The organism is Rhodovulum sp. HP10 (assembly GCF_047553435.1).
In the GTDB taxonomy this organism is placed as follows: domain Bacteria; phylum Pseudomonadota; class Alphaproteobacteria; order Rhodobacterales; family Rhodobacteraceae; genus Rhodovulum.
This window is the reverse complement of sequence record NZ_CP180201.1, coordinates 448,025-473,710: the sequence shown is the minus strand read 5'-3', so window position 1 is coordinate 473,710 and position 25,686 is coordinate 448,025. Positions and strand designations below refer to the sequence as shown.

21 protein-coding genes and 1 riboswitch are annotated in these 25,686 nt (G+C 69.9%); of the genes, 6 read left to right on the top strand and 15 right to left on the bottom strand.

All coding sequences use genetic code 11. The annotated features are described in order from the left end of the window. Window positions 1–44 precede the first annotated feature (44 nt). Both gltA and gltX read right to left on the bottom strand, forming a co-directional pair. Entirely contained in the window at window positions 45–1,343 is a 1,299-nt protein-coding gene (gene gltA, locus ACK8CO_RS02105; protein ID WP_414898002.1) for a citrate synthase, read from the bottom strand. A gap of 87 nt (window positions 1,344–1,430) precedes the next feature. Further along, complete coding sequence (gene gltX / locus ACK8CO_RS02100; RefSeq protein ID WP_414898001.1) at window positions 1,431–2,843, bottom strand: glutamate--tRNA ligase; 1,413 nt, start codon at window positions 2,841–2,843, stop codon at window positions 1,431–1,433. 77 nt (window positions 2,844–2,920) lie between these two features. On the opposite strand from gltX, the gene ACK8CO_RS02095 reads away from it, so the two are divergent. Continuing rightward, complete coding sequence (locus ACK8CO_RS02095) at window positions 2,921–5,029, top strand: ComEC/Rec2 family competence protein (RefSeq protein WP_414898000.1); 2,109 nt, start codon at window positions 2,921–2,923, stop codon at window positions 5,027–5,029. On the opposite strand, the gene lexA is transcribed toward ACK8CO_RS02095, so the two are convergent. From lexA to ACK8CO_RS02065, 6 genes are all read right to left on the bottom strand, one after another. Beyond that, window positions 5,023–5,715, bottom strand: a complete 693-nt coding sequence (gene lexA, locus ACK8CO_RS02090; RefSeq protein ID WP_080617984.1) for a transcriptional repressor LexA — start codon at window positions 5,713–5,715, stop codon at window positions 5,023–5,025. The two genes, ACK8CO_RS02095 and lexA, sit on opposite strands and share 7 nt — an antisense overlap. Window positions 5,716–5,783: 68 nt before the next feature. Beyond that, on the bottom strand, window positions 5,784–6,959 hold the full coding sequence (gene glp, locus ACK8CO_RS02085) for a gephyrin-like molybdotransferase Glp (protein ID WP_414897999.1): 1,176 nt from the start codon (window positions 6,957–6,959) through the stop codon (window positions 5,784–5,786). Then, complete coding sequence (gene moaC, locus ACK8CO_RS02080; RefSeq protein ID WP_414897998.1) at window positions 6,956–7,435, bottom strand: cyclic pyranopterin monophosphate synthase MoaC; 480 nt, start codon at window positions 7,433–7,435, stop codon at window positions 6,956–6,958. Before moaC ends, glp begins: the two co-directional genes overlap by 4 nt. Beyond that, window positions 7,435–8,244: an indole-3-glycerol phosphate synthase TrpC gene (gene trpC / locus ACK8CO_RS02075; RefSeq protein WP_414897997.1), complete on the bottom strand. Its 810-nt coding sequence runs from the start codon at window positions 8,242–8,244 to the stop codon at window positions 7,435–7,437. The genes moaC and trpC overlap by 1 nt, the downstream gene beginning before the upstream one ends. Further along, complete coding sequence (trpD, locus tag ACK8CO_RS02070) at window positions 8,241–9,263, bottom strand: anthranilate phosphoribosyltransferase (RefSeq protein ID WP_080616026.1); 1,023 nt, start codon at window positions 9,261–9,263, stop codon at window positions 8,241–8,243. The genes trpC and trpD overlap by 4 nt, the downstream gene beginning before the upstream one ends. Next, window positions 9,260–9,841, bottom strand: coding sequence for an anthranilate synthase component II (locus ACK8CO_RS02065; RefSeq protein ID WP_080616027.1), 582 nt, complete (start codon window positions 9,839–9,841; stop codon window positions 9,260–9,262). The genes trpD and ACK8CO_RS02065 overlap by 4 nt, the downstream gene beginning before the upstream one ends. A 156-nt stretch (window positions 9,842–9,997) precedes the next feature. Here ACK8CO_RS02065 and ACK8CO_RS02060 point away from each other — a divergent pair, with 156 nt between their 5' ends. After that, complete coding sequence (locus tag ACK8CO_RS02060) at window positions 9,998–11,800, top strand: divergent polysaccharide deacetylase family protein (RefSeq protein ID WP_414897996.1); 1,803 nt, start codon at window positions 9,998–10,000, stop codon at window positions 11,798–11,800. A gap of 106 nt (window positions 11,801–11,906) precedes the next feature. Here the strand turns inward: ACK8CO_RS02060 and ACK8CO_RS02055 are convergent, their stop codons facing one another. From ACK8CO_RS02055 to cysG, 5 genes are read right to left on the bottom strand one after another with little or no spacing between them, the layout of a single operon-like run. Continuing rightward, window positions 11,907–12,341, bottom strand: coding sequence for a DUF934 domain-containing protein (locus tag ACK8CO_RS02055; protein ID WP_414897995.1), 435 nt, complete (start codon window positions 12,339–12,341; stop codon window positions 11,907–11,909). Then, window positions 12,338–13,084 (bottom strand): phosphoadenylyl-sulfate reductase, encoded by a 747-nt coding sequence (locus ACK8CO_RS02050; RefSeq protein WP_080616030.1) that lies wholly within the window; start codon window positions 13,082–13,084, stop codon window positions 12,338–12,340. The genes ACK8CO_RS02055 and ACK8CO_RS02050 overlap by 4 nt, the downstream gene beginning before the upstream one ends. Next, a complete protein-coding gene (locus ACK8CO_RS02045; protein ID WP_414897994.1) occupies window positions 13,074–14,726 on the bottom strand; it encodes a nitrite/sulfite reductase in 1,653 nt (550 codons plus the stop codon). Before ACK8CO_RS02045 ends, ACK8CO_RS02050 begins: the two co-directional genes overlap by 11 nt. 2 nt (window positions 14,727–14,728) lie before the next feature. Further along, window positions 14,729–15,037, bottom strand: a complete 309-nt coding sequence (locus ACK8CO_RS02040) for a DUF2849 domain-containing protein (RefSeq protein ID WP_080616032.1) — start codon at window positions 15,035–15,037, stop codon at window positions 14,729–14,731. Next, entirely contained in the window at window positions 15,034–16,404 is a 1,371-nt protein-coding gene (gene cysG, locus ACK8CO_RS02035) for a siroheme synthase CysG (protein ID WP_414897993.1), read from the bottom strand. Before cysG ends, ACK8CO_RS02040 begins: the two co-directional genes overlap by 4 nt. Window positions 16,405–16,666: 262 nt before the next feature. Between cysG and ACK8CO_RS02030 the strand changes: the two genes are divergently transcribed. Continuing rightward, window positions 16,667–18,625, top strand: coding sequence for a M1 family metallopeptidase (locus ACK8CO_RS02030; RefSeq protein WP_414897992.1), 1,959 nt, complete (start codon window positions 16,667–16,669; stop codon window positions 18,623–18,625). 150 nt (window positions 18,626–18,775) lie between these two features. On the opposite strand, the gene thiE is transcribed toward ACK8CO_RS02030, so the two are convergent. Both thiE and thiM read right to left on the bottom strand, forming a co-directional pair. Then, window positions 18,776–19,390: a thiamine phosphate synthase gene (gene thiE / locus ACK8CO_RS02025; protein ID WP_414897991.1), complete on the bottom strand. Its 615-nt coding sequence runs from the start codon at window positions 19,388–19,390 to the stop codon at window positions 18,776–18,778. Next, a complete protein-coding gene (gene thiM / locus ACK8CO_RS02020; RefSeq protein WP_414897990.1) occupies window positions 19,387–20,211 on the bottom strand; it encodes a hydroxyethylthiazole kinase in 825 nt (274 codons plus the stop codon). Before thiM ends, thiE begins: the two co-directional genes overlap by 4 nt. 42 nt (window positions 20,212–20,253) lie before the next feature. Then, window positions 20,254–20,350, bottom strand: a riboswitch (TPP riboswitch). A 223-nt stretch (window positions 20,351–20,573) separates the two neighbouring features. Here thiM and ACK8CO_RS02015 point away from each other — a divergent pair. The 3 genes from ACK8CO_RS02015 (at window position 20,574) to recA (ending at window position 25,566) form a co-directional block, all read left to right on the top strand. Next, window positions 20,574–21,749: an RsmB/NOP family class I SAM-dependent RNA methyltransferase gene (locus ACK8CO_RS02015; protein WP_414897989.1), complete on the top strand. Its 1,176-nt coding sequence runs from the start codon at window positions 20,574–20,576 to the stop codon at window positions 21,747–21,749. Window positions 21,750–21,866: 117 nt separating this feature from the next. Beyond that, the gene (locus tag ACK8CO_RS02010; RefSeq protein WP_414898983.1) at window positions 21,867–24,191 is read left to right on the top strand and encodes an ATP-binding protein; all 2,325 of its coding nucleotides are present in this window, start codon (window positions 21,867–21,869) and stop codon (window positions 24,189–24,191) included. Window positions 24,192–24,495: 304 nt separating this feature from the next. Continuing rightward, window positions 24,496–25,566: a recombinase RecA gene (recA, locus tag ACK8CO_RS02005; protein ID WP_080616039.1), complete on the top strand. Its 1,071-nt coding sequence runs from the start codon at window positions 24,496–24,498 to the stop codon at window positions 25,564–25,566. Window positions 25,567–25,686: the final 120 nt, after the last annotated feature.

Here is a 25,686-nt window from a genome sequence, read left to right as displayed (position 1 = left end):
TGCGGACCCGTTCTCTCGATTGGCGGGGCGCTGGCCCCGCGCGATCAGCCCCGGTCTTCGACGTCGACGTAATCGCGGCGGGTGGCGCCGGTGTAAAGCTGGCGCGGACGGCCGATCTTCATCGTCGGATCGGCGATCATTTCCTTCCATTGCGAGATCCAGCCGACGGTGCGGCTGACCGCGAAGATCGGCGTGAACATCGAGGTCGGGAAGCCCATCGCGTCGAGAATGATGCCCGAGTAGAAATCGACATTCGGGTAGAGCTTCTTCGAGACGAAATACTCGTCCTCCAGAGCGATCTTCTCGAGCTCCATCGCGACCTTCAGGGTCTCGTTGTTCTCGATGCCCAGCAGCTCCAGCACCTCGTCGGCGGATTGCTTCATCACCTTGGCGCGCGGGTCGAAATTCTTGTAGACCCGGTGGCCGAAGCCCATCAGGCGGAACGGATCGTTCTTGTCCTTGGCGCGGGCGATGAATTCCGGGATGCGGTCGACGGTGCCGATCTCGCGCAGCATTTCCAGACAGGCCTGGTTGGCGCCGCCATGGGCCGGGCCCCAGAGGCACGCGATCCCGGCCGCGATGCAGGCAAAGGGGTTCGCGCCCGAGGACGAGGCCAGACGCACCGTCGAGGTCGAGGCGTTCTGCTCGTGATCGGCATGCAGCGTCAGGATCCGGTCCATCGCGCGGGTCAGGATCGGGTCGACCTCGTATTCCTCGCAGGGCACGGCAAAGCACATGCGCAGGAAGTTCGAGGCATAGTCGAGATCGTTGCGCGGATAGATGAAGGGCTGGCCGATCGAATACTTGTAGGCCATCGCCGCGATGGTCGGAACCTTGGCGATCAGCCGGATCGAGGCGACCTCGCGCTGCCAGGGGTCCGAGATGTCGGTCGAGTCGTGATAGAAGGCCGACATGGCGCCGACCACGGCCACCATGACCGCCATCGGGTGGGCGTCGCGGCGGAACCCGGTGAAGAAGCGGTGCATCTGTTCATGCACCATGGTGTGGCGGGTGACGCGGTTCTCGAAATCCTCAAGCTGGGGCGCGGTCGGCAATTCGCCGTAGAGCAGCAGGTAGCAGACTTCGAGGAAGTGGGATTTCTCGGCGAGCTGGTCGATCGGGTAGCCGCGATGCAGAAGTTCGCCCTTGTCGCCGTCGATGAAGGTGATCTTGCTTTCGCAGGACGAGGTCGAGGTGAAGCCCGGATCGTGGGTGAAGATCCCCATCTGGCCGTAGAGCTTGCGGATATCGACCACGTCGGGCCCGGAGCTCGGGCTAAGGACCGGCAGTTCGAGCGAGGTTTCCCCCAGGGTCAGTGTCGCAGATTTCTTGCTGTCATCCATAAAAGTCCCTCTTCTTGAGAGACCGGGCCGCGCTCCCTGTTCGCGGCGCCGGTCGGTGGCGTGCAGAGGGCTTTCGGCGGGGATGCCTCAGCCCTGGCTGTCAGCCAGCCGGGCAAGCGTTTCCTCCCGGCCGATGACAAGCATCATATCAAAGATACTGGGCGTAACCGTCCGCCCGGCAAGTGCGGCGCGAAGCGGTTGGGCCAACTTGCCGAGACCGATGCCATGGGCCTCGGCAACTCCGGTCACGGCCGCCTCGAGTGCGTCACGCGTCCAGCTAGCACTTTGCAGCTGCGGCGTCAATTCTGCCAGTATACCACGGGATACATCATCGAGAGATTTTGCCGCTTTCTGATCCGGTTCGAAGGGGCGTTCTCCCAGAACGAAATGTGCCTTTTCAAGAAGTTGCGGGATGGTCTTCGCGCTTTGCTTGAGGCAGGGCAGGGCGCGTGCAAAACCCTCTTGCTGCGTGGTCGAAAGCGGCGGTTGTTTCGTTGCGGCCAGATAATCCGCCACTTCTTGCAGGAGTGCAGCATCTTCCGACGCCGCCAGATGCCGCCCCGAAAGGTTCTCGAGCTTCTTGAAGTCGAGCCGGGCCGGAGAGCGCCCGATTCCCTCCAGCGCGAACCAGGCCCTGGCCTGGTCGTCGGTGAAGAACTCGTCATCGCCATGCGACCAGCCGAGCCGGGCGAGATAGTTGCGCATGGCGGCGGCCGGGTAGCCCATGGCCTGATATTCCTCGACCCCGAGCGCGCCATGGCGTTTCGAAAGCTTCTTTCCGTCCGGCCCGTGGATCAGCGGGATATGCCCCCAGACCGGTACCGGCCAGCCCATGGCGTGGTAGATCTGCATCTGCCGGGCGGCGTTGTTGAGGTGGTCGTCGCCCCGGATCACATGGGTCACGCCCATGTCGTGATCGTCGACCACCACTGCCAGCATGTAGGTGGGCGTGCCGTCCGAGCGCAGCATCACCATGTCGTCGAGCTGGTCGTTGGCGATCTTCACATTGCCCTGCACCTTGTCCTCGATCACCGTCACGCCCTCGCGGGGCGCCTTCAGCCGGATCACATAGGGGGCATCGGGATGGGTGGCCGGATCGGCCTCGCGCCACGGGCTCTGGAACAGCGTCGAGCGGCCCTCGGCGCGCGCGGCCTCGCGAAAGGCCTCGATCTCGTCCTGGGTCGCGAAACACTTGTAGGCGGTGCCGTTTGCCAGCATTTCCCGTGCGACCTCGGCATGACGGGGCGCGCGCTCGAACTGGCTGACCGCCTCGCCGTCCCAGTCGAGACCGAGCCAGGTCAGCCCCTTCAGGATCGCGGCCGTCGCCTCGGGGGTCGAGCGGGCGCGGTCGGTATCCTCGATCCGCAGCAGGAAGCGACCGCCCCGGCCGCGCGCGTAAAGCCAGTTGAACAGCGCCGTGCGTGCGCCGCCGATATGCAGAAACCCGGTCGGCGAGGGCGCGAAACGGGTGACGACAGGGCCGTCCGACAAGTCGGTCATGAGCCTTAACCTTTTGTTCACCATGATGGAGATAGCGTCTCCGCCTGTCTAGGAGATCGCTGCGGAGAGGACAAGCGGTGGGGCTGCTGCTGACGGGGCCGGTCACGCTTCGGCGACCGGCGCGGCTGGCGCGGATGCCGGCCCGGGCGATGTCGGCGCTGCTGACAGCGGTCGAGGCCCGGCGCGGCCATCTCTTCCCCTGGACGCCGGTCTTCCTGTCGCTGGGCATCGGCCTCTATTTCGCGCAGGCCACGGAACCGGCGGTCTGGGCACTCTGGGCCTGTGCCGGGGCGGCGGCGGGACTGGCCCTTGCCGCGCGGCGGGTGCCGGAGCTCTGGGCGCCGGTCCTGATCGCGCTGGCTCTGGTGGCCGGAGGCACTGCGCTTGCCGGCGCGCGTGCCCATCTGGTCGCGGCACCCAAGCTCGATCACCGGGTCTATGGCGCGCTCGAGGGCCGGGTGCTGGTGCTTGACCGCTCGATTTCGGATGCGCCGCGGATCACGCTCGACCGGGTCTGGATCGAGCGCGTCCCCCCCGGCGAGACGCCGCGCCGGCTGCGCGTGGCGCTGCATGGCGAGGGCGGTGTCATGGCGCCGCCGCCCGGTGCCCGGATCGCGATGATGGCGCATCTGTCGCCGCCAAGCGCGCCGGCCGAGCCCGGCGGTTTCGATTTCCGCCGCCATGCCTGGTTCCAGCAGATCGGCGCGGTGGGGTATGCCAACAGCCCGGCGGTGACGCTGAGCGCGCCCGAAGGCGGTGCGACGCTTCTGGTGCACCGGATGCGGATGGCGCTGTCCGGGGCGCTTCGGGCGCGCCTCCCGGGCGATCAGGGCGCCTTTGCCGCCGCGATCCTGACCGGCGACCGCTCGGCCATGTCGCGCGACACGATCCAGGCGCTGCGCGATTCGAACCTCGCGCATTTGCTGGCGATCTCGGGGCTGCATATGGGGCTGCTGACCGGGGTGGTCTTCACCGCGCTGCGCTTCGCGCTGGCGCTCTGGCCGCGGCTGGCGCTGCGGCTGCCGACGAAGAAGATCGCGGCGGCGGGGGCGCTGGCGGTCGGGGCGGTCTATCTGGCGCTGTCAGGCGGCAATGTCGCGACCGAGCGCGCCTTCATCATGGTCGCGGTCGTGCTGGGTGCGGTGATGGCCGATCGCCGGGCGCTGACCCTGCGCGCGGTGGCGCTGGCCGCGCTGATCGTGCTGGTCCTGACCCCCGAAAGCCTGACCGGCGCGGGGTTCCAGATGTCCTTTGCCGCGACGACGGCGCTGATCGCGGTCTTCGCTGCGCTCCGGGACCGGCCAGCAGACCGCTGGCGGCCGCCCAGCTGGGCGCAGGGGGCGCTGGCGGTGGTGATCTCCTCGGCGGTGGCGGGGGCCGCGACCGCGCCCTTCGGGGCGGCGCATTTCAACCAGGTCTCGCAATTCGGGCTTCTTGCCAATCTGGCCTCGGTGCCGCTGATGGGGCTTCTGGTCATGCCTGCCGCGGTGGCCGCCGCCTGCCTCGCGCCCTTCGGGCTGGCGGGGCTGGGGCTCGAGCCGATGCGCTGGGGCATTGCCTGGATCCTCTGGGTGGCCGAGCGGGTCGCGGCGCTTGACGGCGCGGTCTGGCCGGTGCCCGCGCCGGGGCCTGCGGTGCTGCCGCTGATCGCACTCGGGGCGCTGTTCGTCATGCTCTGGACGGGGCGGGCACGGGCGCTGGGGCTGGTGCCTGTCGTCGTGGCCTTTGCGCTTTGGACGACGGCGGCCGAGCGCCCGGCGCTGCTGATTGCCGAAAGCGGCGGGCTGATGGGCGCGATGGGCCCCGAGGGGCGGGCGCTGTCGAAACCCTCGGGCGAGGGCTTCGTGGCGCTGAGCTGGCTCGAGAATGACGGCGATGGAGCCGATCAGGCCGGGGCCTTCGCCCGGCCGGGGCTGACGGGCGCGCGCGGCGCGCAAGAGGCGGTGGTGGCGGGACAGCGGGTGACGTTGATCACCGGGCGCGGCTGGGCCGACCGGATCGCGTCGGCCTGTGCGCAAGGCTGGGTGGTGGTGCCGCAATATGTCGACGATCCGCCTGCGGGGTGCCGGATATTCGAGCGCGCGGCGCTGGCCCGGACCGGGGCGCTCGCGCTTTTCCCCGGTGCGGATGGCCCGCGCATTGTCACCGCCCGCGCGCGGGCGGGCGACAGGCTCTGGGCTCAGTAAGTGCGGATCAGACCGACCAGACGGCCCTGCACCTTGACCTGGTCCGAGCGCAGGATCCGGGTCTCATAGGCCGGGTTCGCCGCCTCGAGCGCGATCATCTCGCCCTTGCGGCGAAAGCGTTTCAGCGTGGCCTCGAACCCCTCGACCAGCGCCACCACGATCTCGCCATTCTCGGCAGTGTTCTGTTCGCGAATGACCACCACGTCGCCATCGTTGATCCCGGCCTCGATCATCGAGTCGCCCTTGACCTCGAGCGCGTAATGCCGTGCCCGCCCCGACAGCATCGAGCCGGGCACCGCGACCGTATGCGAGACCTCCGAGATGGCCTCGATCGGCGTGCCGGCCGCAATCCGGCCCATCACCGGCAGTTCCAGCGCATCAACAGGCGTCACATCCATTGCCGCCGCCGGCGGAGGCGTCTCGGGGCGATCGCCCTCGATGACGACCGGGCGGAAGCCCCTGGCCTCCAGCGCCTCGGGCAGCTTGACGATCTCGATGGCGCGGGCGCGATGGGCCAGACGACGGATGAACCCGCGTTCCTCCAGCGCCGTGATCAGCCGGTGGATGCCCGATTTCGAGCGCAGGTCCAGGGCCTCCTTCATCTCGTCGAAGGACGGAGGAACGCCGTCACGCTGCATCCTTTTATGAATGAATTCAAGAAGATCAAGTTGCTTTCGAGTCAACATGTCCATCCCCCCACAGGATCGCGTTCCATCCTGTTCTACACATGTTCACGTTTTGTGTCAAGCTTTAGTTACCGCAACGTTAAGTACTCTGCCAGGGCGCCCGCGGGCTGCGGCCCGTCGCCCGCCGGACGGATCAGAAGCGCATCGGCCTCGGCCAGCACCGACAGAAGCGCGCTGTCCTGCCGCTCGAAGGGCAGAAGGCCATCCGGTGTCATCCGGGCCCGCAGGTAATGGGCGCGCGGGCCATTGGCCTCGACACGGGCGGCGAGCGGCGCGCGGGCAATGGGCAGCGGCGCCTTGGGCAGTCCCTGGAAGGCGCGCAGCGCGGGGCGCAGGAAGATATGGCCGCAGACCATGGCCGAGACCGGGTTGCCGGGCAGCCCGATCATCGCAGCTGCGCCGAGACGGCCGGCCATCACCGGCTTTCCGGGGCGCATCGCCACCTTGTAGAACGAGGGCGCCATCCCGAGATCAGCCGCGACCTTGCCGACGATGTCGTGATCGCCGACCGAGGCGCCGCCGATGGTCACCACCAGATCGGCCCCCTCGGCCAGCGCGAAGACGCTGCGCAGCGAGGCCTCGCTGTCGCGGGCGATCGGCAAGAGCCGGGCGATGCCGCCCTCGGCCTCGATCAGCGCCTTCAGCCCGAAGCCGTTCGCGGCCACGATCTGGTCCGGCCCCGGCGTCTCGCCCGGCATCACCAGCTCGTCGCCGGTCGCGACCAGCGCAACCTCGGGGCGACGGTGGACGGGCAGGGCAGGCAGGTTCATCGCGGCGGCCAGCGCCAGATCGGCGGGCCCCAGTCGGCGCGGCGCGGACAGAAGCTCGCCCTCGCGGAAATCGCCGCCCGCCGCGCGGATATTGGCGCCGCGATCGAAGCCCGCGCCCAGAACGATGCGGTCGCCCGCGCGGCTCACATCCTCCTGGATGACGACGCGGTCGGCTCCCTCGGGCAGGGGGGCGCCGGTGAAGATCCGCACCGCCTGGCCCGGCGCCACGCTGCCGGTCCAGCCAGACCCGGCCGCGGCCTCGCCCTCGACCCGCAGCTCTGCGCCCGGGCGCGCGTCTTCCTCGCGGATTGCGTAGCCGTCCATCGCCGAGGCCGCGAAGGGCGGCTGGCTGCGGCGCGCGGCGACCGGACGGGCCAGCACCCGGCCCGCGGCCTCGGCCAGCGGGACCTCCTCGACCGGCAGGGCGTCTATAAGGTCGAAGACATGGCCAAGCGCCTCTTCGACCGAGATCATTCGGCGGCCTCGTAGCGGCCCGACTTGCCACCCTCTTTCAGCTTCAGCCGGATGCCGCCGATCTCCATGCCCTTCCCGGCGGCCTTGAGCATGTCATAGACCGTCAGCGCGGCGGTCGAGACCGCGGTCAGCGCCTCCATCTCGACCCCGGTGCGCCCGGCGGTCTTGACCGTGGCCTCGATCCGCAGACCCGGCAGGCTGTCATCGGGGGTCAGATCGACCGCGACCCGGGTGATCGGCAGCGGATGGCAAAGCGGGATCAGGTCGGATGTCCTCTTGGCCCCCATGATGCCCGCCAGCCGCGCGACGCCGATCACGTCGCCCTTCTTCGCGGTGCCCGCGACCACAAGCGCGAGCGTCTCGGGGCTCATCCGGACCCAGCCGGTCGCGACGGCCAGCCGCGCGGTTTCGGGCTTCTCGGACACATCGACCATATGCGCCCGGCCTTCGGCGTCGAAATGGGTCAGCTCGGCCATCAATGCGCGCCCATCGCCGGGTTGGCCAGCAGCGAGCGGGTCGCGGCGGCGACATCGTCCTGGCGCATCAGGCTTTCGCCGATCAGGAAGCTGCGGACCCCGTACATCGCCATCTGCGCCAGATCGGCCGGGGTGTTGAGCCCGGATTCGCTGACGATCTGGCTGCCCTCGGGCACCCTTTTGGCCAGTTGCCTTGTGGTCTCGAGGCTGGTCTCGAAGGTCTTGAGGTTGCGGTTGTTGATGCCGATCAGCGGCGATTTCAGCCGGGCGGCGCGATCGAGCTCGGCGGCATCATGCACCTCGATCAGCGCATTCATCCCCCAGGAAGTCGCCGCCTCCTCGAGCTCGGCGGCCTGGGCGTCCGAGACGCTGGCCATGATGATCAGGATGCAGTCGGCGCCCAGCGCGCGCGCCTCGGCCACCTGATAGGTGTCGTACAGAAAATCCTTGCGCAGGACCGGCAGCTTCACCGCGGCGCGGGCCTCGGTGAGATAGGCCTTGTCGCCCTGGAAGGAGGGGGTGTCGGTCAGCACCGACAGGCAGGTTGCGCCGCCCGCCTCATAGGCATGGGCCAGTGCGGGCGGGTCGAAATCGGGGCGGATCAGACCTTTCGACGGGCTGGCCTTCTTGATTTCGGCGATCAGCCCGTAGCCTGTCAGCGCGGCGCGGTGCAGTGCCTCGGCAAAGCCGCGCACGGGCGGCGCGGCGCGGGCCGCCGCCTCGATCTCGGAGAGCGGCCGCGCGGCCTTGTCGGCGGCGACTTCCTCCAGCTTGTAGGCCTTGATGCGGTCCAGGATCGTCTCGGTCATACCGCTTTCTCCGAACTGATCTGGGCGAGGCCCTCGACCTTGGCCCGGGCTGCGCCGCTGTCGATGCTGGCGCGGGCCTGCTCGACCCCCTCGGCCAGCGTGGTGACGCGCCCTGCCACCACCAGCGCGGCGGCTGCGTTCAGCAGCACCGCGTCGCGATAGGCCGAGGGCTCGCCGTCGAGCAAGGCCGCGAAGGCGCGGGCATTGTGTTCGGGGGTGCCGCCGATGATGGCCTCGAAGGGATGGACCGGCAGGCCCGCCTCTTCGGGATGGAGCTCGCGCTCGGTGATGGTGCCCTCCTCCAGCATCGCGACATGGCTGATGCCGGCAATCGAGAGCTCGTCGGTGCCGTCGCCGCCATGCACCAGCCAGGCGACCTCGCTGCCCAGCCGGTCGAGCGTCTCGGCCATCGGCCGCAGCAGTTCCTTCGAGAAGGCGCCGGTCAGCTGGCGCGTGACCCCGGCGGGGTTGGTCAGCGGGCCGAGGATGTTGAAGATCGTCCGGGTGCCCAGCTCGGCCCGGGTCGGCCCGACATGGGCCATGGCCGGATGGTGCATGGGCGCCATCATGAAACCGATGCCGACCTCCTTCAGCGCCTTCTCGACCACATCGGCGCCGACCATCACGTTGATGCCCATATGGGACATGGCATCCGCCGCACCCGATTTCGACGACAGGTTGCGGTTGCCGTGCTTGGCGACCGGCACGCCCGCGCCGGCTACCACGAAGGCGGTCGCGGTCGAGATGTTCAGCGTGCCCTTGCCGTCGCCGCCGGTGCCGACGATGTCGATGGCGTCCGCAGGCGCGCGCACCTTGCGGCATTTCGAGCGCATGACCTTGGCCGCGGCGGCATATTCGTCGACGGTCTCGCCGCGGGTGCGCAGTGCCATCAGCAGGCCGCCGATCTGGCTGGGCGTCGCCTCGCCCTCGAACAGTGCCTGGAAGGCGATCTCGGCCTCTTCCCGGGTCAGCGGGCGCTCGGCGGCAAGGCCGATCAGAGGTTTCAGGCTGTCGCTCATGCGGGTACCTTCATGCTGTCGAGGAACGTCCTGAGAAGGGCGTGACCGTGTTCCGAGGCGATGCTTTCGGGGTGGAACTGCACCCCGTGGATCGGCAGCTCGCGATGGCGCAGCCCCATGATCGTTCCGTCTTCCAGCCAGGCATTGGCGATCAGGCAGTCGGGCAGGCTGGCGCGCTCGACGATCAGCGAATGATACCGTGTCGCCCCGAAGGGCGAGGGCAGCCCGGAAAACACGCCCGAGCCGTCATGTTCGATGCGGCCCATCTTGCCATGCACGATCTCGGAGGCGCGCACGACCTTCCCGCCGAAGGCCTCGCCGATGGTCTGATGCCCGAGGCAGACGCCCATCAGCGGCGTGCCGGTCTCGGCCGCGGCGCGGGTCAGGGGCAGGCAGATCCCGGCCTGGGCCGGATCGCAGGGGCCGGGCGACAACAGGATCGCCGAGGGCCGAAGCGCCATCGCCTCCTGCACGTTCAGCCTGTCGTTGCGCACGACCCTGGTCTCGGCGCCGAGCTCGCCCAGATAGTGCACGAGATTATAGGTGAAACTGTCGTAATTGTCGATCAAGAGCAGCATGGTCAGCGCCTTCGCGAAAGGGGATGAACCGGGTCGCGGGTCGGGCTATACATGCCCAGAGCGACGCGCCCCGGTCAAGGGGCGGCGGCGGGGCAAAGGGTCCCGCATCGGACAGGGCGGCGCGGGCAGGCCGCCGGGAAGTCGGAGGTAAGAGGCATGGGCAGGGGGTTTTTCGGTGGCTTTCTCTGGGGGGCCGCGACCAGCGGTCTGGCGCTGGCCGCCTTGGCGGTGGTGACGCCGCCCGGCACCGAGCCGTCGGGGGAAGCGCCGGGCGAGACGCTGGGCGAGACCCCGGCGCCGCGCTTCCCGGCGGGGCCCGAGCGTGCGGCGCCGGCCGCGCCCGAACCCGACAGCGCCCCGGACCGGGTCGCGGCTCCGGCCTCGCGTCCCGGGATCTCGGCCGCGCCCGAAGCCGGGCCCGCCACCGATATCGACCTGCCGCCGGGTTCGGCATTCAACCGGCCCCGGCCCGAGGCCGAGACCCTGCCGCCCGAACAAGAGCTGCCGGACGAGGCCCCGGTGAGGGGCGCGCCCGCGCCGGTCGCCGTGACCGAGGCGCCCTTGCCCGATACCGAGCCCGCCGCCGCGCCGGCGCCGGTTTCGGCAATGCCCGAGACGATGGCTCCGCCGATGGGATCGGATGCGGCGCTCGATCTGGGCGGGGCCGCGGCACCTGCGGCCGAGGAGCCGCGGCCTGCCGCCCGATCCATGCGCGGCCCCTCCGCGCCGGATGCGGTCGCTGTTCCTGCGGCCGTTCCCGAGCCTGAGGCCCCCGAAACCCTGCACGAAACGCCGCCCGTGCCGGAGATGCCGGCGGCCTCCGCCGGTCCGGTGCCCGATACAGTTCCGGAGTCTGGCCCTGACGCCAGCCCTGCCGCTGGCCCAGAGCCCGGCGCGGAGACTGGCCCTGAGACTGCCCTCGACCCGGAGACTGGCGCCGAGGCCGGTCCCGACACCGCGCCCAAGTCCGAACCCGAATCCGTCCCCGAGATGGTCCCCGAGATAATTCCCGAGGCTGGCTTCGCCCCTGAGACGGCCCCTGAGACGGCTACCGAGACGGCCCCCGAGACCGGGCCTGTGACGGAGCCTGCCGCCGAGCTTGCCACCGAGCCTGAGGCTGCAGCCGGGGCGCCCGCGGTTCTGCCTGAGGTGCTGCCCGAGGTTCTGCCGCCGCCGGAGCCCGACGGCCCGGCCATCCCGGAACGCCCGGCGGCTTCGGAGGCGCCGCCGCCGGCGCTCGCAGAGGGTGCGGCGGTGTCCGGGCCGGATGCGGCAAGCCCTGCTGCGCCAGGAGCGCTGGCGCGCAATGCCGTGCCTTTCAAGGCGCCGCCCGGGTCGCCGCTCTTGTCGCTGGTCCTGATCGATGTCGGTGCGGAGGGGCTCGACCGCCAGACGCTTCTGAGTTTTCCCTTTCCAGTGACCTTCGTTCTCGACCCCGCCGCGCCCGATGCCGAAGCGGCGATGGAGACCTATCGCGCCGCGGGCTATGAGGTGGCGGTGCTGGGGAGCGGGCTTGCGGATCTGGCACCCGGGGCCGCCGCCGCCCGTGTCGGCGCGGCGCTCGACCGCATCGATGGCAGCATCGCCATGCTCGATCCCGGACCGGGCGGGGGGCGGGACGATCGCGATCTGTCGGGGCCGGTGCTGGATGTGCTCGCGAAAAGCGGCTATGGGCTCGTCACCCCCGAACAGGGTCTGAACGAGGCTCTGCGCGCGGCAGAGCGGGCCGGATTGCATGAGACCGTCGGCTTCCGGACATTCGACGATGCGGGACAGACGGCCGAGACCATCCAGCATATGCTCGACCGCGCGGTCTCCGAGGCGCGTCAGAACGGACATGCGGTGATGGTCGGGCACAGCCGTGCCGAGACCGTGGCGGCGGTATATGCTTGGGCGCTGTTGTCGGGGCCCGCCGATGCCGTGCTGGCCCCGCTTTCCGCGGTGCTGCGCCAGCCCTGAGCCCGTCATCTCTGTCTTGGCGAGCTGCGGCAGACATGGAGCCCGCCGCAGAAACCCTTCGTAGAATCCTTCCGCAGGAACCTCCTGCGGCCGCCCTCCGCGCGGGTTACGCCGCCGAGGCGCGCCGGAGCCGCGCCAGATAGCCCTGCCGTCCGGCGGCCTTCTGCCAGTCGGCTTCGGGCTGGCGAAGGGCGCGGTCGGCATCGATCTCGGCCTCGTCGAAGCCGCAGGCCCGCGCCATAGGATATTGCTCGGGGATGAGCTGCCCGGCGGCACGCAGCCGCCCGGCAAAGCCCATCCGCCGCAGCCTGCGTGCGAGGGTGAAGCCGCGCCCGTCCGCAACCGCCGGAAAGACGATCCGGATCGCCGCGATTCGCGTCAGATGCGGCCCCAGAAGGTCCGGATCGGCCTCCGGGGTCAGGACGACCCGGACCGGATCGCACAGCTCCGGGCTGCTGTCGAGATCGGCCGGGGGCAGCCAGTGCTCTGCGGGATCCGTGGGTGTAAAGCCCGCATCGGTGACGAGAATTGCCGTGCTCATGCCACGTCCTCCGCCCCCATCCGCACGAAGCGGCCGTTGACCAGGTGAATGCCGCATTCCTGCTTGTCCTGACCGCGCCAGCGGCCCGCGCGCGGGTCCTCGCCCGGGGCGACGCGGCTGGTGCAGGGCGCGCAGCCGATCGAGGGATAGCCGCGCGAGACCAGCGGATGCCGGGGCAGGTCGTGACGCGCCATATAGGCGGCCACATCCTCGCGGCCCCAGGCATGCAGCGGGTTGATCTTGACCCGTCCCGCCTCGTCGGTCTCGCAGACATGCATCGCCTGGCGTTCGCGGGTCTGGTGGCGCTTGCGCCCGGTGATCCAGGCGCCGAAGCCCGCCAGCGCGCGTTCCAGCGGCTCGGTCTTGCGCAGATGGCAGCAGAGATCGGGATCGCTGCGATGCAGATCGCCGGCCGGGTCGTGCAGCTCGAGCGCCTCGGCGTCGGGCCGCAGGGCGCGCACCCCGGTCAGCCCCAGCGCCTCCGCGACCTCACGCTGATAGGCCAGCGTCTCGGGGAACAGCATCTCGGTTTCCAGAAACAGCACCGGAAGGCCGGGATCGAGCTCGGCCACCATATGCAGAAGCACGACCGATTCCGCCCCGAAGGACGAGACCAGTGCCAGCCGGCCGGCATATCTTTCGGCCATCTCGGCCAGCACCTGCTGCGGCGTCGCGCCGTCCAGATGGCGGTTCAGCGCCGCAAGTTGCGGTTGCCCCCGTTCGAACCCGGTCTCAGGCCGCATCTTCCTTGCTCCCCTCGGTATAAAGCGCCTCCTGGAAGGGGGCGAGCCCCAGCCGCCGATAGGCGTCTGTAAAGGTCTCGTCCCGGCTTTCACGCCGCTCCAGATAGGCCATCACGATACGTTCCACCGCGCCCACGATCTCGTCCGCGGCAAAGCCCGGACCGGTGCGCTCGCCGATGGCGATCCGCTCCGTCGGATCGCCCCCCAGCGTGATCTGATAGGTCTCGGCGCCCGCGCGTTCGAGCCCGAGAATGCCGATATCGGCGACATGGTGATGGCCGCAGGCATTGATGCAGCCCGAGACGTTCAGCCGGAGCGGGCCGACCTCATGGGCCAGATCGAGGGTCTCGAACAGAACCGCGATCTCCTGCGCGACCGGGATCGAGCGGGCCGTGGCCAGGGCGCAGTAATCCATGCCGGGGCAGGCGATGATGTCCGAGATCAGCCCGGCATTGGCCGCCGCCAGCCCCGCCGCCGCCAGCGCTTCGAAGACCGCCGGCAGGTCGTCCTTGCGGACATGGGGCAGGATCACGTTCTGGCGGTGGCTGATCCGGATCTCGTCATAGCCATAGGTCTCGGCCAGATCGGCGATGACCCGCATCTGATCGGCGCTGGCATCGCCCGGCTGCTGGCCCGGCGTCTTCAGCGAGACGGTGACGATGGCATGATCCCCGCGCCGGTGGGCGGCAAGGTTGGTGTCGGCCCAGGCCCGGAAGGCGGGGCTGCCCGACGGGATCGCGGTACCGCCCGCGCGGAACCCGGGCGCGCGGAAGGCCGCGCGGATTTCGGCCAGGGCGGCTTCGGCGCCGGGAAATTCGGACCGGGTCTCGGCAAAGCGTGCCTCGACCAGATCGCGGATGGTGTCGACCCCCATCTCGTGGACCGCGATCTTGATCCGGGCCTTGTATTTGTTGTCGCGCCGGCCGAGCTGGTTGTAGACGCCCAGCACCGCCTCGACATAAGGCACCAGATCGGCCTCGGGCAGGAAGTCGCGGATGATGCGGCCGATCATCGGCGTGCGGCCGAGCCCGCCGCCGACGCTGACCTGAAAGCCCACGGCGCCGTCGCGTGCCACGACGCGCAGCCCGATATCATGGGCACGCGTCACGGCGCGGTCGGCGGTGGCGCCGGTGATCGCGATCTTGAACTTGCGCGGCAGGTACTGGAACTCGGGATGGTCGCTCGACCATTGCCGCAACAGCTCGGCATAGGGGCGCGGATCGGCGATCTCGTCGGCGGCAGCCCCCGCGAAATGATCCGAGGTGACGTTGCGCACGCAATTGCCCGAGGTCTGGATCGCATGCATGCCGACATCGGCCAGCGCGTCGAGCATGTCGGGCACGTCGCCGAGCTTGGGCCAGTTGAACTGGATGTTCTGGCGGGTGGTGAAATGGCCATAGCCGCGGTCCCAGCGTTCCGAGATCGCCGCAAGCTGGCGCATCTGGCGCGCATCGAGCGTGCCATAGGGAATGGCCACGCGCAGCATGTAGGCGTGAAGCTGCAGATAAAGCCCGTTCATCAGCCGGAGCGGCTTGAACTCGTCCTCGGTAAGGCGGCCGTCGATCCGGCGCGCGACCTGGTCGCGGAACTGGCGCACGCGGTCGCGCACGAAACTCTCGTCGAAATCGGAATAGGCGTACATGGTCAGTCTCCGGGGCGCTGGTCGTGGCTGTCAGGCTGGGGGCGCGCGGGGCCGCGGACGCGGAAAACCTCGCGGAAATGCAGCGGCGCGGGGCCGCGGGGTGTGGTCGCGACCTCGGCCAGATAGGGGCCGACGACCTGACCGGCCTCGGCTGCGGCCTCGGCGAGGCGGGCCTCGGCGGCCTCGGGGGTGTTCAGCACCTCGGCTTCGCGGATCGTGGCCGACCAGCGGCCCTCGGCGGTGCGCCAGACCGGATGGCCCTCGAACAGGTCGTTGGCGGTGACGACGCTGGGATGGAAGCGGCGTTTCACAGGGTGGCCTCCTGAAGGAGGGGAAGCGACCTGGCGGCCGCGCGCGGCGCGAGGCCCAGCAGCATGACGGTGGGGCCGGTCAGCCCGGCCGAGGCGATCTCGGTCGCCAGCGTGCCCAGCGTCGCGGCCAGGATGCGTTCGCCGGGGCGGCCGGCATTCTCGACCACGCTGACCGGGGTCGCGGCCTCGGCGCCATGCATCATCAGCCGCCCCTGAAGGAAGCGGGCGGCGCGCTTGCCCATGTAGATCGCGGCCACCGCGCCGGGCCGGGCCAGCGCGGCCCAGTCGTGATCGGCGAGCCCCTTCACGTCATGCCCGGTCAGCACCCTCAGCTCGGAATTCCGGCCGCGCCGGGTCAGGCTTTGCCCGAGGCTCGCGGCAGCCGCCGAGGCGGCGGTCAGTCCCGGCACCACCGACCAGGCGATGCCCGCGGCCTCGCAGGCCTCGATCTCCTCGTCGAGCCGGCCGAAGACCGACGGATCGCCCGCCTTCAGCCGCACCACCACGAGGCCCTCTGCGGCGTGATCGACGATCAGCCCGTTGATGGTCTCCTGCGGTGTCGAGGGGCCGAAGCCGGTCTTGCCAGCCTCGACGATCCTCGCCTCGCGGCGGGCAAGCTCCAGGATCGGCGCGGGGACCAGCCGGTCGTGGATCACCACATCGGCGCGGTCGAGCGCCCGGCGCGCGCGCAGGGTCATATCGTCCGGATCGCCCGGACCGGCGCCGACGAACAGCACCTCGCCCGCGGCCGGGCGGGCGGCCTTGTGGGCTTCGAGCAGCTGCCCGAGCGGCTCGGGCGTTCCGCCGTCAAGCGCGCCCTCGAACACCGCCGCCCAGAAACCGCGGCGGGCCCGGCCCTTCGGCAGGACCTCGGCCTCGGGGCGGAAGGCCTCGGCGGCGCGCACGCGGGCGCCGAGAGCGGCCGGAAGCGAGGCCTCGAGACCGGCCTTGATCTTGCGGGCCAGAACCGGGGCCGCGCCCTCGGTGCCGATGGCCACCACCACCGGGTCGCGGTCGACCATGGCCGGGGTGATGAAGGCGCTGTCCTCGCGATTGTCGACGATGTTGAACAGCACGCCCGCCGCCTGCGCGAGGCCGGCCACGCGGGCATCCTCGGCCGCATCGTCGGTCGCGGCATAGACCAGCCGCGCGCCCTCGATATCGGCCGCCGCGACGGGCCGTGCGATCCAGTTGAGGCGGCCCTCGGCCTGCCATTCGGCGATGGCGGGGTCGATCTCGGGCGCATGCACCGCGATCCGGGCACGGGTCTTGAGCAGCAGCCGCAGCTTGGCCAAAGCGGTCTCGCCGCCGCCGGAAACCACGATCCGCGCGCCCTCGCTGCGCAGGAAGATGGGGAAGAACTGCATCGGGCACTCCCTGAAGATTTCGCTGCAGTAGAACAAAATTCTCCGCGGAAGGCGATAACCTCGAATGAAAAGGGTCATATCTCCGGTCTGGATGTAATGGCTGGGCGTATGTTCCGGAAATGCCCGCAAGTGCGGAAACCTGCCCGGTTTCTGCGGGTCGGGGCGAATGGCGGTCCGGCTGCGGCGGGCGCGCAATCCGCTGGCCCTGCGACCGAACCGGCCCTAACGTCTTTTCCGCATGTCCCTGTCCGGAGGTTGTCCGATGCGTCTTCGCCCTCTTGTCCTAGCCGCTCTGCCGGTCCTCGCCGCGCTGAGCGGGCCGTCCGGGACCCCCGCACTGGCCGGGCCGAATGGCGAGATGCTGGGCGCGGAGACCGTGCGGCTGAGCCTCGATCCGGCCAGCGGTGCGATGACGCTCGAGGCGCTGCTGCCCGCGCCGCAGGGCGATGTGGCATTGCCGCGGCAGGACTGGCTGAACATCGAGACGCTTCGGATCGGCGGCGAGCCGAGCCCGCTGCCCGCCTCGGGGGTGATCCGGGCGGCGCGGCATATGGGGCGTCCGGTGACGGTCCGGCTGAGCGGCACCTTGCCGGAGCTGTCGCCCGGGATCGAGGCCGCGGCGCGCGGGGAGACGGCCAGTTATCTCATGGGCTCGGGCTGGCTGCCGGTCGATGCGGCGCCCCGCGTGCGGTTCGAGCTGAGCCTCGATGTGCCCACGGGCTGGCGCCCGGCCGCGACCGGCACGCTTTCCGCCGAGACGGCGCATCCCGATGGCCGCCGGGCCGATTTCGTCTTCACTGGGCGGGCCGGCGATCTCGGGGTCTTCGCGGGGCGCTATGCGGTGAACGAGGCGATGCATCGCGGGCTGCGGCTGCGCACCTATTTCGAGCCGCGCGATGCGGCCTTCTCGCCAGCCTATATCGCGGCTTCCGCAGCCTATATCGACCGCTATTCGGCCGCGATCGGTCCCTATCCCTATGACGGCTTCTCGGTGGTTTCGGCGCCGATCCCGGTGGGGCTCGGGCTGCCGGGGATGACCTATGTCAGCCAGGCGATCCTTGGCCATGGCTACATGCGGGGCCGCTCGCTTGCGCATGAGGTGCTGCATTCCTGGTGGGGCAATGCGGTGGCGGTCGATTACCGGCGCGGCAACTGGAGCGAGGGGCTGACCACCTACATGGCCGATTACGCGCTGGCCGAGGAGGCAGGGGCTGCAGAGGCGCGCGAGATGCGGCTGGGCTGGCTGCGCGATCTCACGATGCTGCCCGCCGCCGAAGACCGGCCGCTGACCGAGTTCCGCGCCGCCGCGCATGGCGCGCGTCAGGCGGTCGGCTATGGCAAGGCGGCCTTCCTGTTTCACATGCTCCGGGCCGAGCTCGGAGAGGAGGACTGGCAGGCGGGGCTGCGCCGATTCTATGCCGAACGGCGCGACCGGGTGGCGGCCTGGCACGATCTGCGCGCCGGTTTCGAGGCGGCGAGCGGGCGCGAGCTGCGCTGGTTCTTCGATCAGTGGCTGACCCGGAGCGGTCTGCCCGCGCTGCGGATCGAGGCGGTCGAACCGGAAGAGCGCGCACTGCATTTGGTGCTGGGCCAGTCCGCGCCCGCCTATCAGCTGCGCGTGCCGGTGATGGTCGAGACCGAGGCCGGGACCGAGCGCCATCTGGTGGCGCTCGAGGACGGCCGGGTCGAGGTCACGCTGGCGCTGGGGGCACGGCCGCGTTCGGTCGCGGTCGATCCCGATTTCGAGCTGGCGCGGGCGCTGGCGCCGGGCGAGGTGCCGCCGATGCTGGGCGATCTCTTCGCCGGTTCCGAACCCGCGCTGCTGGCGCTGGGCGAGGGGGCTGCGGAGGTGGCGACGGCGCTTGGGGCGCGGCTTCTGCAGGGCGCACCGCCGCTGGTCGATGAGGCGGCGGCCGGGGCCGCGCCGGTGCTGGTCGTGATCGGCTCGGGTGCCGATGTGGCGGCCTGGCGGCGCGCGCATCTTTCCGCGCCCGCCCCCTGGAGCATGGATGCCGGTCGCGCCCGGGCCTGGGTCGAGCGCGATGCCCAAGGGCGGCTGATCGGTTTTCTCTCGGCCGACCGCACCGAAGATCTGCTGCCCGAGCTGGGAGCGCTGCGCTATCAGGCGGGCCGAAGCTATGCTGCCTTCGTCGATGGCGCCGTGGTGGCGGCGGGCGACTGGCCGGCCGGGGGCTCTGCGCTGCGCCGTCGTTTCGACTGAGCCAGCGGCGCCACGGCGCCTTGCGGCAAAGGCGTGGCCGGGGCGACGCTCAGACCATCGGCAGGCCGACCCCGCTTTGCCTCGGACCGGTTGCGCCCCCCGGATGCCGGGGGAAGGGCGCTGCCATCCCCGGAATGGCCCCGCTAGCGCTCATGCCGCTCTCCAGGCACCGGCCAGCGCACGGGCGGCATCCTCGGGATCGGGGGCGGCCGAGATCGCCGAGACGACGGCCATGCCGGCCGTGCCGGCCGCCTTGAGCGCGCGCGCATCGGTGGCGCCGACGCCGCCGATGGCAACGCAGGGCAGGGGGCTCGCCGCCGCGATCCGCGCCAGTCCGCCGAAGCCAAGCGGGGCCGCGTGATCGGGTTTGGTGGCGGTCGCCCGCACCGGCCCGACGCCGAGATAATCGACGACGCCCGCAGGTATCGCGCCGAGATGCGCCATGGTCTCGACCGACAGGCCCAGAAGCCGCCCCGGCCCCAGCGCCCGGCGCAGCGCCAGCGGGTTGCCATCGGACTGGCCGACATGGAGCCCGTCCGCGCCCGAGGCCAGCACCACATCGAGCCGGTCATTCACGATCAACGGAACGCCGCGCCGCGCCAGTTCGGGTTTCAGCGCGCGCGCCAGCGCGATCAGCGCCGCGTCCCCCGCCTGCTTGTCGCGCAGCTGTACCATGGTCGCGCCGCCCCGGACCGCGGCCAGAACCAGGTCGGCCGAGGCGCCGTCGGGGGTCACGAAATAGACCGGAAGCCTGTCGCGGGTCATGCCGCGCTCACCCGGGCGCCGCGCTCGAGCGTCTCGGGAGTCATCGCATGAAGCGCGTCGATCAGCGCCACTGCGAAGCTGCCCGGCCCGGACGCGCCCCTGGCCGCCTGTTCGCCCGCCAGCCCGAAACAGGCCAGCGCCGCGACGGTGGCCCCGGCCCGGTCGCCGCCGCCCGCGAGGAAGGCCGCGACCAGGGCCGTCAGCGAACAGCCGAGCGCGGTGACCTTGGGCATCAGCGGATGGCCGTTGGCGATGCGCCAGGCGCGGGTGCCATCGGTGACGTAATCGACCGGCCCGGTGACCGCGACCACCGCCCAGCTTCGTTCGGCGAGCGCGCGCGCCGCGGCTTCGGCCGCCTCGACGCTGTCGGCGCTGTCGGCACCCCGGCCGCGTGCCTCGACCCCGGCCAGCGCCAGGATCTCGGAGGCATTGCCCCGGATCACCGTCGGCTCGAAGGCCATGAGATCGCCGCAGAGCGCCTGCCGGTAGGCGGTGGCGCCGACCGCGACGGGGTCGAGCACCCAGGGCAGCCCCGCCGCCCGCGCCGCACTTGCCGCGGCCCGCATCCCCGTCGCCCAGCCGGGCGAGGGCGTGCCGATATTGATCGAGAGCGCCTGCGCCAGCGGGGTGAACTCGCCGGTCTCCTCGGCCGCATGCAGCATCGCCGGCGAGGCGCCTGCCGCCAGCAGCACGTTCGCGGCGACGTTCATGGCGACGAAATTGGTGATGCACTGCACCAGGGGCACGCGTGCCTGCATCGCGGCCAGATGTTCTGCCGGCGTTCGAATCGGGTGGCCTGAGTGGTCTGCGGGGGCGGGCATCGCGGTCCTCCTTGGGTGGCGGACGGGCGCATCGGTCCCGTCGGGACGCGGCACGCGACTTCCTCCGCCAGCATGATCTGGTTCAGGTTCTAAGGGTGCTTCTCAGCCCGGATCGCTCCGGACGCCCCTGTCACGGCCGCCAGAAAACCACGTCCTTGCGCGGATGGAAAGTCCTCTGGCGGCGGCGGTGGCTTGCCAGCGCCGAAGGCGGCTGCCAGAAGGCGGACAGGCGGCAGGCCCGGAAAGGGTGCAGCCAGACAAGAACGGGGCGAAAACGGCGCGAAGGAGCCAGGGATGACAAGGCGCGAGGCGGAGGCCGCGGGCGGCAGGCGCATGCCAGTCCGGGGTCGGCGGGGGCTGCGATGACGCCCGCGGCGCGGATCGCGGCGGCGGCCGAGCTGCTCGATGCCTGGCGCGGCGGCGCGCCGGCCGAGAAGCTCCTGACCACCTGGGCGCGGCAGAACCGCTTTGCCGGATCGAAGGACCGCGCCGCGATTCGCGATCATGTCTTCGATGCGATCCGCTGCCTGCGGTCCTTCGCGGCGCTGGGCAGCGCCGCGACCGGACGCGGGCTGATGCTGGGGATGCTGCGCGCCGCGGGCACCGATCCCGGGACCGTCTTCACCGGTGCGGGCCATGCCCCGGCGCCGCTCGGCACCGAGGAACTTGCGCCCGGGCCTGCGCTTGCCGATCTGCCCGAGCCGGTCGCCTGCGATTGCCCCGAGGCACTGGAAGGGCTGCTGCGAGAGAGCCTCGGCCCCGATTTCCGGGCGGTGATGGAGCGGCTCCGGCAGCGCGCCCCGGTCTTTCTGCGGGTCAATGCGCGCCGGAGCGATGCCGCGGCGGCCATGGCGCGGCTGGCCGGGGAGGGGATCGAGACCCGGCCCCATCCGCTTTCGCCCACCGTGCTGGAAGTGGTGGCGGGCGCACGCCGGGTGCATCTGTCGCGGGCTTTCGCAGACGGGCTGGTCGAATTGCAGGATGCCGCCTCGCAGGCGGTGGCCGACATGATGCCGCTCGGCGAAGGCGCAAGGGTGCTCGATTATTGCGCGGGCGGCGGCGGCAAGACGCTGGCCATGGCTGCGCGCGGGGGCGCCCGGCATTTCGCCCATGATGCGGCGCCGCAGCGGATGCGCGATCTGCCCGCCCGGGCCGAGCGGGCCGGGGTTGCGGTGCACTGTCTCGACGCGGCCGCGCTGAAAGGGGCGGCGCCCTTCGATCTGGTGCTTTGCGATGTGCCCTGTTCGGGCAGCGGCGCCTGGCGCCGGAGCCCGGAGGCCAAATGGCGGACCACGCCTGCCGATCTGGACCGGCTGACCGCGCTTCAGGCCGGGATTCTTGATCGCGCGGCCGGGTTGGTGGCCCCGGGGGGCTATCTGGGCTATGCGACCTGTTCGCTGCTTGCCGCCGAGAATGCTTCCCAGATCGGCCGCTTTCTTGCCGCCTTTCAGGGCTGGAGGCTTGTCTCCGAACGCCGGCTGACGCCGCTTGACGGCGGCGACGGGTTCTATGCCGCAGTCATGCAGCGCCCGGGCTGAGCGGCGGCGAAGATCTGCCATCCTCCGCGGTTGGGCGGCTCTGTTAACCACGGGTTAATACCTGTGGAGAAAGAGTGGGCGAAATCGTCCTGCCGGGAGGTTCTCTTGTCGCGTCTCATGCCTGTTCTGCTATCTGTCCGTCGCTCGGCCGCGGCCTATGCCGATCGGGCCTGGGCGGCGCTGGCCCTTGGCATCCTGCTATCGGGCGCGGCTTGGACCTCGCCCTGGCCCTTGTTTTTCGCGCCGCTGCTGACGACGGGCCTCACCCTGTGCTGCCTGGCCGCGCTGTTGCGGATCCTGGGGCGCCCGGTCTCGGATATTCCCTCCGACAGGCTGAGGCGGCTTTGCGCCAGCGCGCCCGGCGCCACGCTGGTCACCGATGCCGAGGGGCGGGTTCTGATCGCCAGTCCCGAGGCACAGCGCCGGGTCGCGGCGGTGCGCGGCCAACCGGTGTCCGATGCGCTGCAGGCCCTGTTTGCCGATCCCCGGCGTGCGGTCGGCGATCTGATCGCGGCCGCCGCCAGGGGGCTGCCCGCCTCGGCCCGGCGCTCGCTGGCCTCGGGGCCGTTGCAGGTCGGGGTCGAGCGGGCGGGCTCGGGCCTGTTCCTGTGGCGCTTCGATGCCAGTGCGACCGATGGGGTCGAGATCGCGCTGCCGATGGTGCGGCTCGATCCGGCGGGGCGGCTTTCGGCGATCAATGCCGCCGCCCGCGCGCTGGTGGGCCAGAGCCACGAGGCGGTCGCGGCGCTTCTGGCAGGGGCCTCGGAAGAGACCGACGAGGTGGTGGTCGAGACCCCGGAAGGCCCGAGCCGGCGCCGCCTGCTGCAACTGCGCATGGCCGATGGCGGGCGTGAATTCTATATCCTGCCGCGCCGCTCGGAGGCCCGAGTCGCCGAGGCGCCCGAGGGCTTTCTCGATGCCTTGCCGGTGGCGCTTCTGCAGCTCGATGCCGATGGCACGGTGCGGCTGTCCAATGCCCGGGCGGTGCGGCTCTTGGGGGGCACGCCGGACGAGGCTCTGAACCTCTGCGACCGGCTCGAGGGGCTTGGCCGTCCGGTCAGCGACTGGCTGGCCGATGCCGCGCAGGGCCGGGCTCCGAACACGGCCGAGGTGCTGCGGGTCGCACGCGACGATCGCGAGCTCTTCGTGCAGGTGGCGCTGGCGCGGATGGCAGAGGGCGCGCTGGTCGCGGTGCTGCATGACGTGACCGAGATGAAGACGCTTGAGGCGCAGTTCACGCAAAGCCAGAAGATGCAGGCGATCGGCCAGCTTGCGGGTGGGGTGGCGCATGACTTCAACAACCTGCTGACCGCGATTTCGGGCCATTGCGACCTGCTGATGCTGCGCCATGATGCGGGCGATCCCGATTACGGCGATCTGGTGCAGATCCACCAGAACGCCAATCGCGCGGCGAGCCTGGTGGGCCAGCTTCTGGCCTTCTCGCGCAAGCAGACGCTGAGCCCCGAGGTGCTGGATCTGCGCGACACGATGGGCGAGCTGGCTCATCTGCTCGACCGGCTGGTGGGCGAGAAGGTGCGCCTGAGGATGCGCCATGCCGAGGCGCTGCCGCCGATCCGCGCCGACAAGCGCCAGCTGGAACAGGTTGTGATGAACCTCGTCGTCAATGCCCGCGACGCGATGCCCGAGGGCGGCGAGATCCGGCTGGAGACCGAGGCGGTGAAGCTTGCCACCGAATTGCAGCGCGACCGTGCCGTGGTTCCGCCCGGCCCCTATGCGATGATCCGCGTGCGCGACGAGGGTCAGGGCATCCCGCCCGACCGTCTGGCCAAGATCTTCGAGCCCTTCTACACCACCAAGCGCCTCGGCGAAGGGACCGGGCTCGGCCTCTCGACCGTCTACGGCATCGTCAAGCAGACCGGCGGTTTCGTCTTCGTCGACAGCACGGTCGGGCACGGCAGCTGCTTTTCGGTCTACTTGCCCGCCCATAGCGGCAAGGTCGGCCCGGCGGCGCCCCTGACGGAAGGCGGTGGGGCGGTCGAGGACATGCCGGGCTCTGCGGTGGTGCTGCTGGTCGAGGACGAGGCGCCGGTCCGCTCCTTCGCGGCCCGCGCGATGCGGATGCGCGGCCATACCGTGCTCGAGGCCGAAAGCGGCGAACAGGCGCTCGAGACGCTGGCCGATCCCGATCTCAAGGTCGATGTCTTCGTGACCGATGTGGTGATGCCGGGGCTCGACGGTCCGGGCTGGGTCAGCAAGGCGCTGAAGGCCCGTCCCGGGACGAGGGTGATTTTCGTCTCGGGCTATGCCGAGGACAGTTTTGGCGAAATCAAGGCGCGGATTCCCAATTCGGTCTATTTGCCCAAGCCGTTCTCTCTGGCCGATCTGACCGCCACGGTCCAGCGCCAGCTGCGCGACGCCGCCAAAGCGGGCGATGCCGAGATCTCGCGCGATGGCGGCAGGTTGCCGGAGGAGGTGTCCTAGCCGGACGCGCCTTTGCCCGCCTGTCCGCCGATCGGCCGGGCGGAAGAAGCCTGGGTGGGGATGGGAATAGATCTTTCAAGTCAGCGTCTTGTGCCGGGATTTTCGAGTGACGCATAAGCCTTTCGGCCATCGTCCGGGACGATTTTCGCGGTCGTGAACACTTCCTTAACCGTTTCGATCAATCCTGAGAACGGGAACAATTTAACTTGAAATGTTCGCTTTTTGGTCTCATATGGGTGAGAACAATCGGCGAACAACAGCAGCGATTGCCGCCCGCTTCCGGGTGTGGAATAAGGGACCAAACATGGCGACGGCGAACCTCCTGGACATGGCAGACAAGAAAGCTTCGGACAAGCAGAAGGCGCTCGACTCGGCGCTGGCACAGATCGAACGGCAGTTCGGCAAGGGCTCGATCATGCGGCTGGGGGCCGACAACCCGGTGCAGGAGATCGAGTCGACCTCGACCGGCTCGCTCGGGCTCGACATCGCGCTGGGGATCGGCGGTCTGCCCAAGGGCCGGATCATCGAGATCTATGGGCCCGAAAGCTCCGGCAAGACCACGCTGACGCTGCATTGCGTGGCCGAAGAGCAGAAAAAGGGCGGCGTCTGCGCCTTTGTCGATGCCGAGCATGCGCTCGATCCGATCTATGCCAAGAAGCTGGGCGTCAATCTCGACGAGCTTCTGATCAGCCAGCCCGATACCGGCGAACAGGCGCTCGAGATCGTCGACACGCTGGTGCGTTCGGGCGCGGTCAGCATGGTGGTGGTCGATTCCGTCGCCGCGCTGACGCCCAAGGCGGAACTCGAAGGCGACATGGGCGATTCCAATCTCGGCGTCCATGCCCGGCTGATGAGCCAGGCCATGCGCAAGCTGACCGGCTCGATCAGCCGCTCGAAATGCATGGTGATCTTCATCAACCAGATCCGGATGAAGATCGGCGTGATGTTCGGAAGCCCCGAGACCACGACGGGCGGCAATGCGCTGAAATTCTATTCCTCGGTCCGGCTCGACATCCGCCGGACCGGCTCGATCAAGGACCGCGACGAGGTGGTGGGCAATTCCACCAAGGTCAAGGTCGTCAAGAACAAGGTCGCGCCGCCCTTCAAGCAGGTAGAATTCGACATCATGTATGGCGAAGGCATCTCGAAGACCGGCGAATTGCTCGATCTCGGCGTCAAGGCGGGCGTGGTCGACAAGTCGGGCTCCTGGTATTCCTATGGCGACGAGCGGATCGGGCAGGGGCGCGAGAATGCCAAGAATTTCCTGCGCGAGAATACCGAGGTCGCGATGCAGATCGAGGACAAGATCCGCGCCGCACACGGGCTCGACTTCCACATGAGCGGCGACGAGAATGACGAGATGATCGAGGAGTGACGATCCCCTCCTTCGGACGTTTCGAACACCCGCCCCTTGTGGCGGGTGTTCCGCTGTCCGGGCAGGGCTTTGCTCTCTGACCCATGGACAGGCCCCTTCCGCGGCGATACATCGGACGGC

Bases quoted from the DNA above. Each gene is read 5' to 3' on its own strand.
- gltA (WP_414898002.1), bottom strand. From the start codon at position 1,343: ATGGATGACAGCAAGAAATCTGCGACACTGACCCTGGGGGAAACCTCG.
- gltX (WP_414898001.1), bottom strand. From the start codon at position 2,843: ATGACCGACTTGTCGGACGGCCCTGTCGTCACCCGTTTCGCGCCCTCG.
- lexA (WP_080617984.1), bottom strand. From the start codon at position 5,715: ATGTTGACTCGAAAGCAACTTGATCTTCTTGAATTCATTCATAAAAGG.
- glp (WP_414897999.1), bottom strand. From the start codon at position 6,959: ATGATCTCGGTCGAAGAGGCGCTTGGCCATGTCTTCGACCTTATAGAC.
- moaC (WP_414897998.1), bottom strand. From the start codon at position 7,435: ATGGCCGAGCTGACCCATTTCGACGCCGAAGGCCGGGCGCATATGGTC.
- trpC (WP_414897997.1), bottom strand. From the start codon at position 8,244: ATGACCGAGACGATCCTGGACCGCATCAAGGCCTACAAGCTGGAGGAA.
- trpD (WP_080616026.1), bottom strand. From the start codon at position 9,263: ATGAGCGACAGCCTGAAACCTCTGATCGGCCTTGCCGCCGAGCGCCCG.
- ACK8CO_RS02065 (WP_080616027.1), bottom strand. From the start codon at position 9,841: ATGCTGCTCTTGATCGACAATTACGACAGTTTCACCTATAATCTCGTG.
- ACK8CO_RS02060 (WP_414897996.1), top strand. From the start codon at position 9,998: ATGGGCAGGGGGTTTTTCGGTGGCTTTCTCTGGGGGGCCGCGACCAGC.
- ACK8CO_RS02055 (WP_414897995.1), bottom strand. From the start codon at position 12,341: ATGAGCACGGCAATTCTCGTCACCGATGCGGGCTTTACACCCACGGAT.
- ACK8CO_RS02050 (WP_080616030.1), bottom strand. From the start codon at position 13,084: ATGCGGCCTGAGACCGGGTTCGAACGGGGGCAACCGCAACTTGCGGCG.
- ACK8CO_RS02045 (WP_414897994.1), bottom strand. From the start codon at position 14,726: ATGTACGCCTATTCCGATTTCGACGAGAGTTTCGTGCGCGACCGCGTG.
- cysG (WP_414897993.1), bottom strand. From the start codon at position 16,404: ATGCAGTTCTTCCCCATCTTCCTGCGCAGCGAGGGCGCGCGGATCGTG.
- ACK8CO_RS02030 (WP_414897992.1), top strand. From the start codon at position 16,667: ATGCGTCTTCGCCCTCTTGTCCTAGCCGCTCTGCCGGTCCTCGCCGCG.
- thiE (WP_414897991.1), bottom strand. From the start codon at position 19,390: ATGACCCGCGACAGGCTTCCGGTCTATTTCGTGACCCCCGACGGCGCC.
- thiM (WP_414897990.1), bottom strand. From the start codon at position 20,211: ATGCCCGCCCCCGCAGACCACTCAGGCCACCCGATTCGAACGCCGGCA.
- ACK8CO_RS02015 (WP_414897989.1), top strand. From the start codon at position 20,574: ATGACGCCCGCGGCGCGGATCGCGGCGGCGGCCGAGCTGCTCGATGCC.
- ACK8CO_RS02010 (WP_414898983.1), top strand. From the start codon at position 21,867: ATGCCTGTTCTGCTATCTGTCCGTCGCTCGGCCGCGGCCTATGCCGAT.
- recA (WP_080616039.1), top strand. From the start codon at position 24,496: ATGGCGACGGCGAACCTCCTGGACATGGCAGACAAGAAAGCTTCGGAC.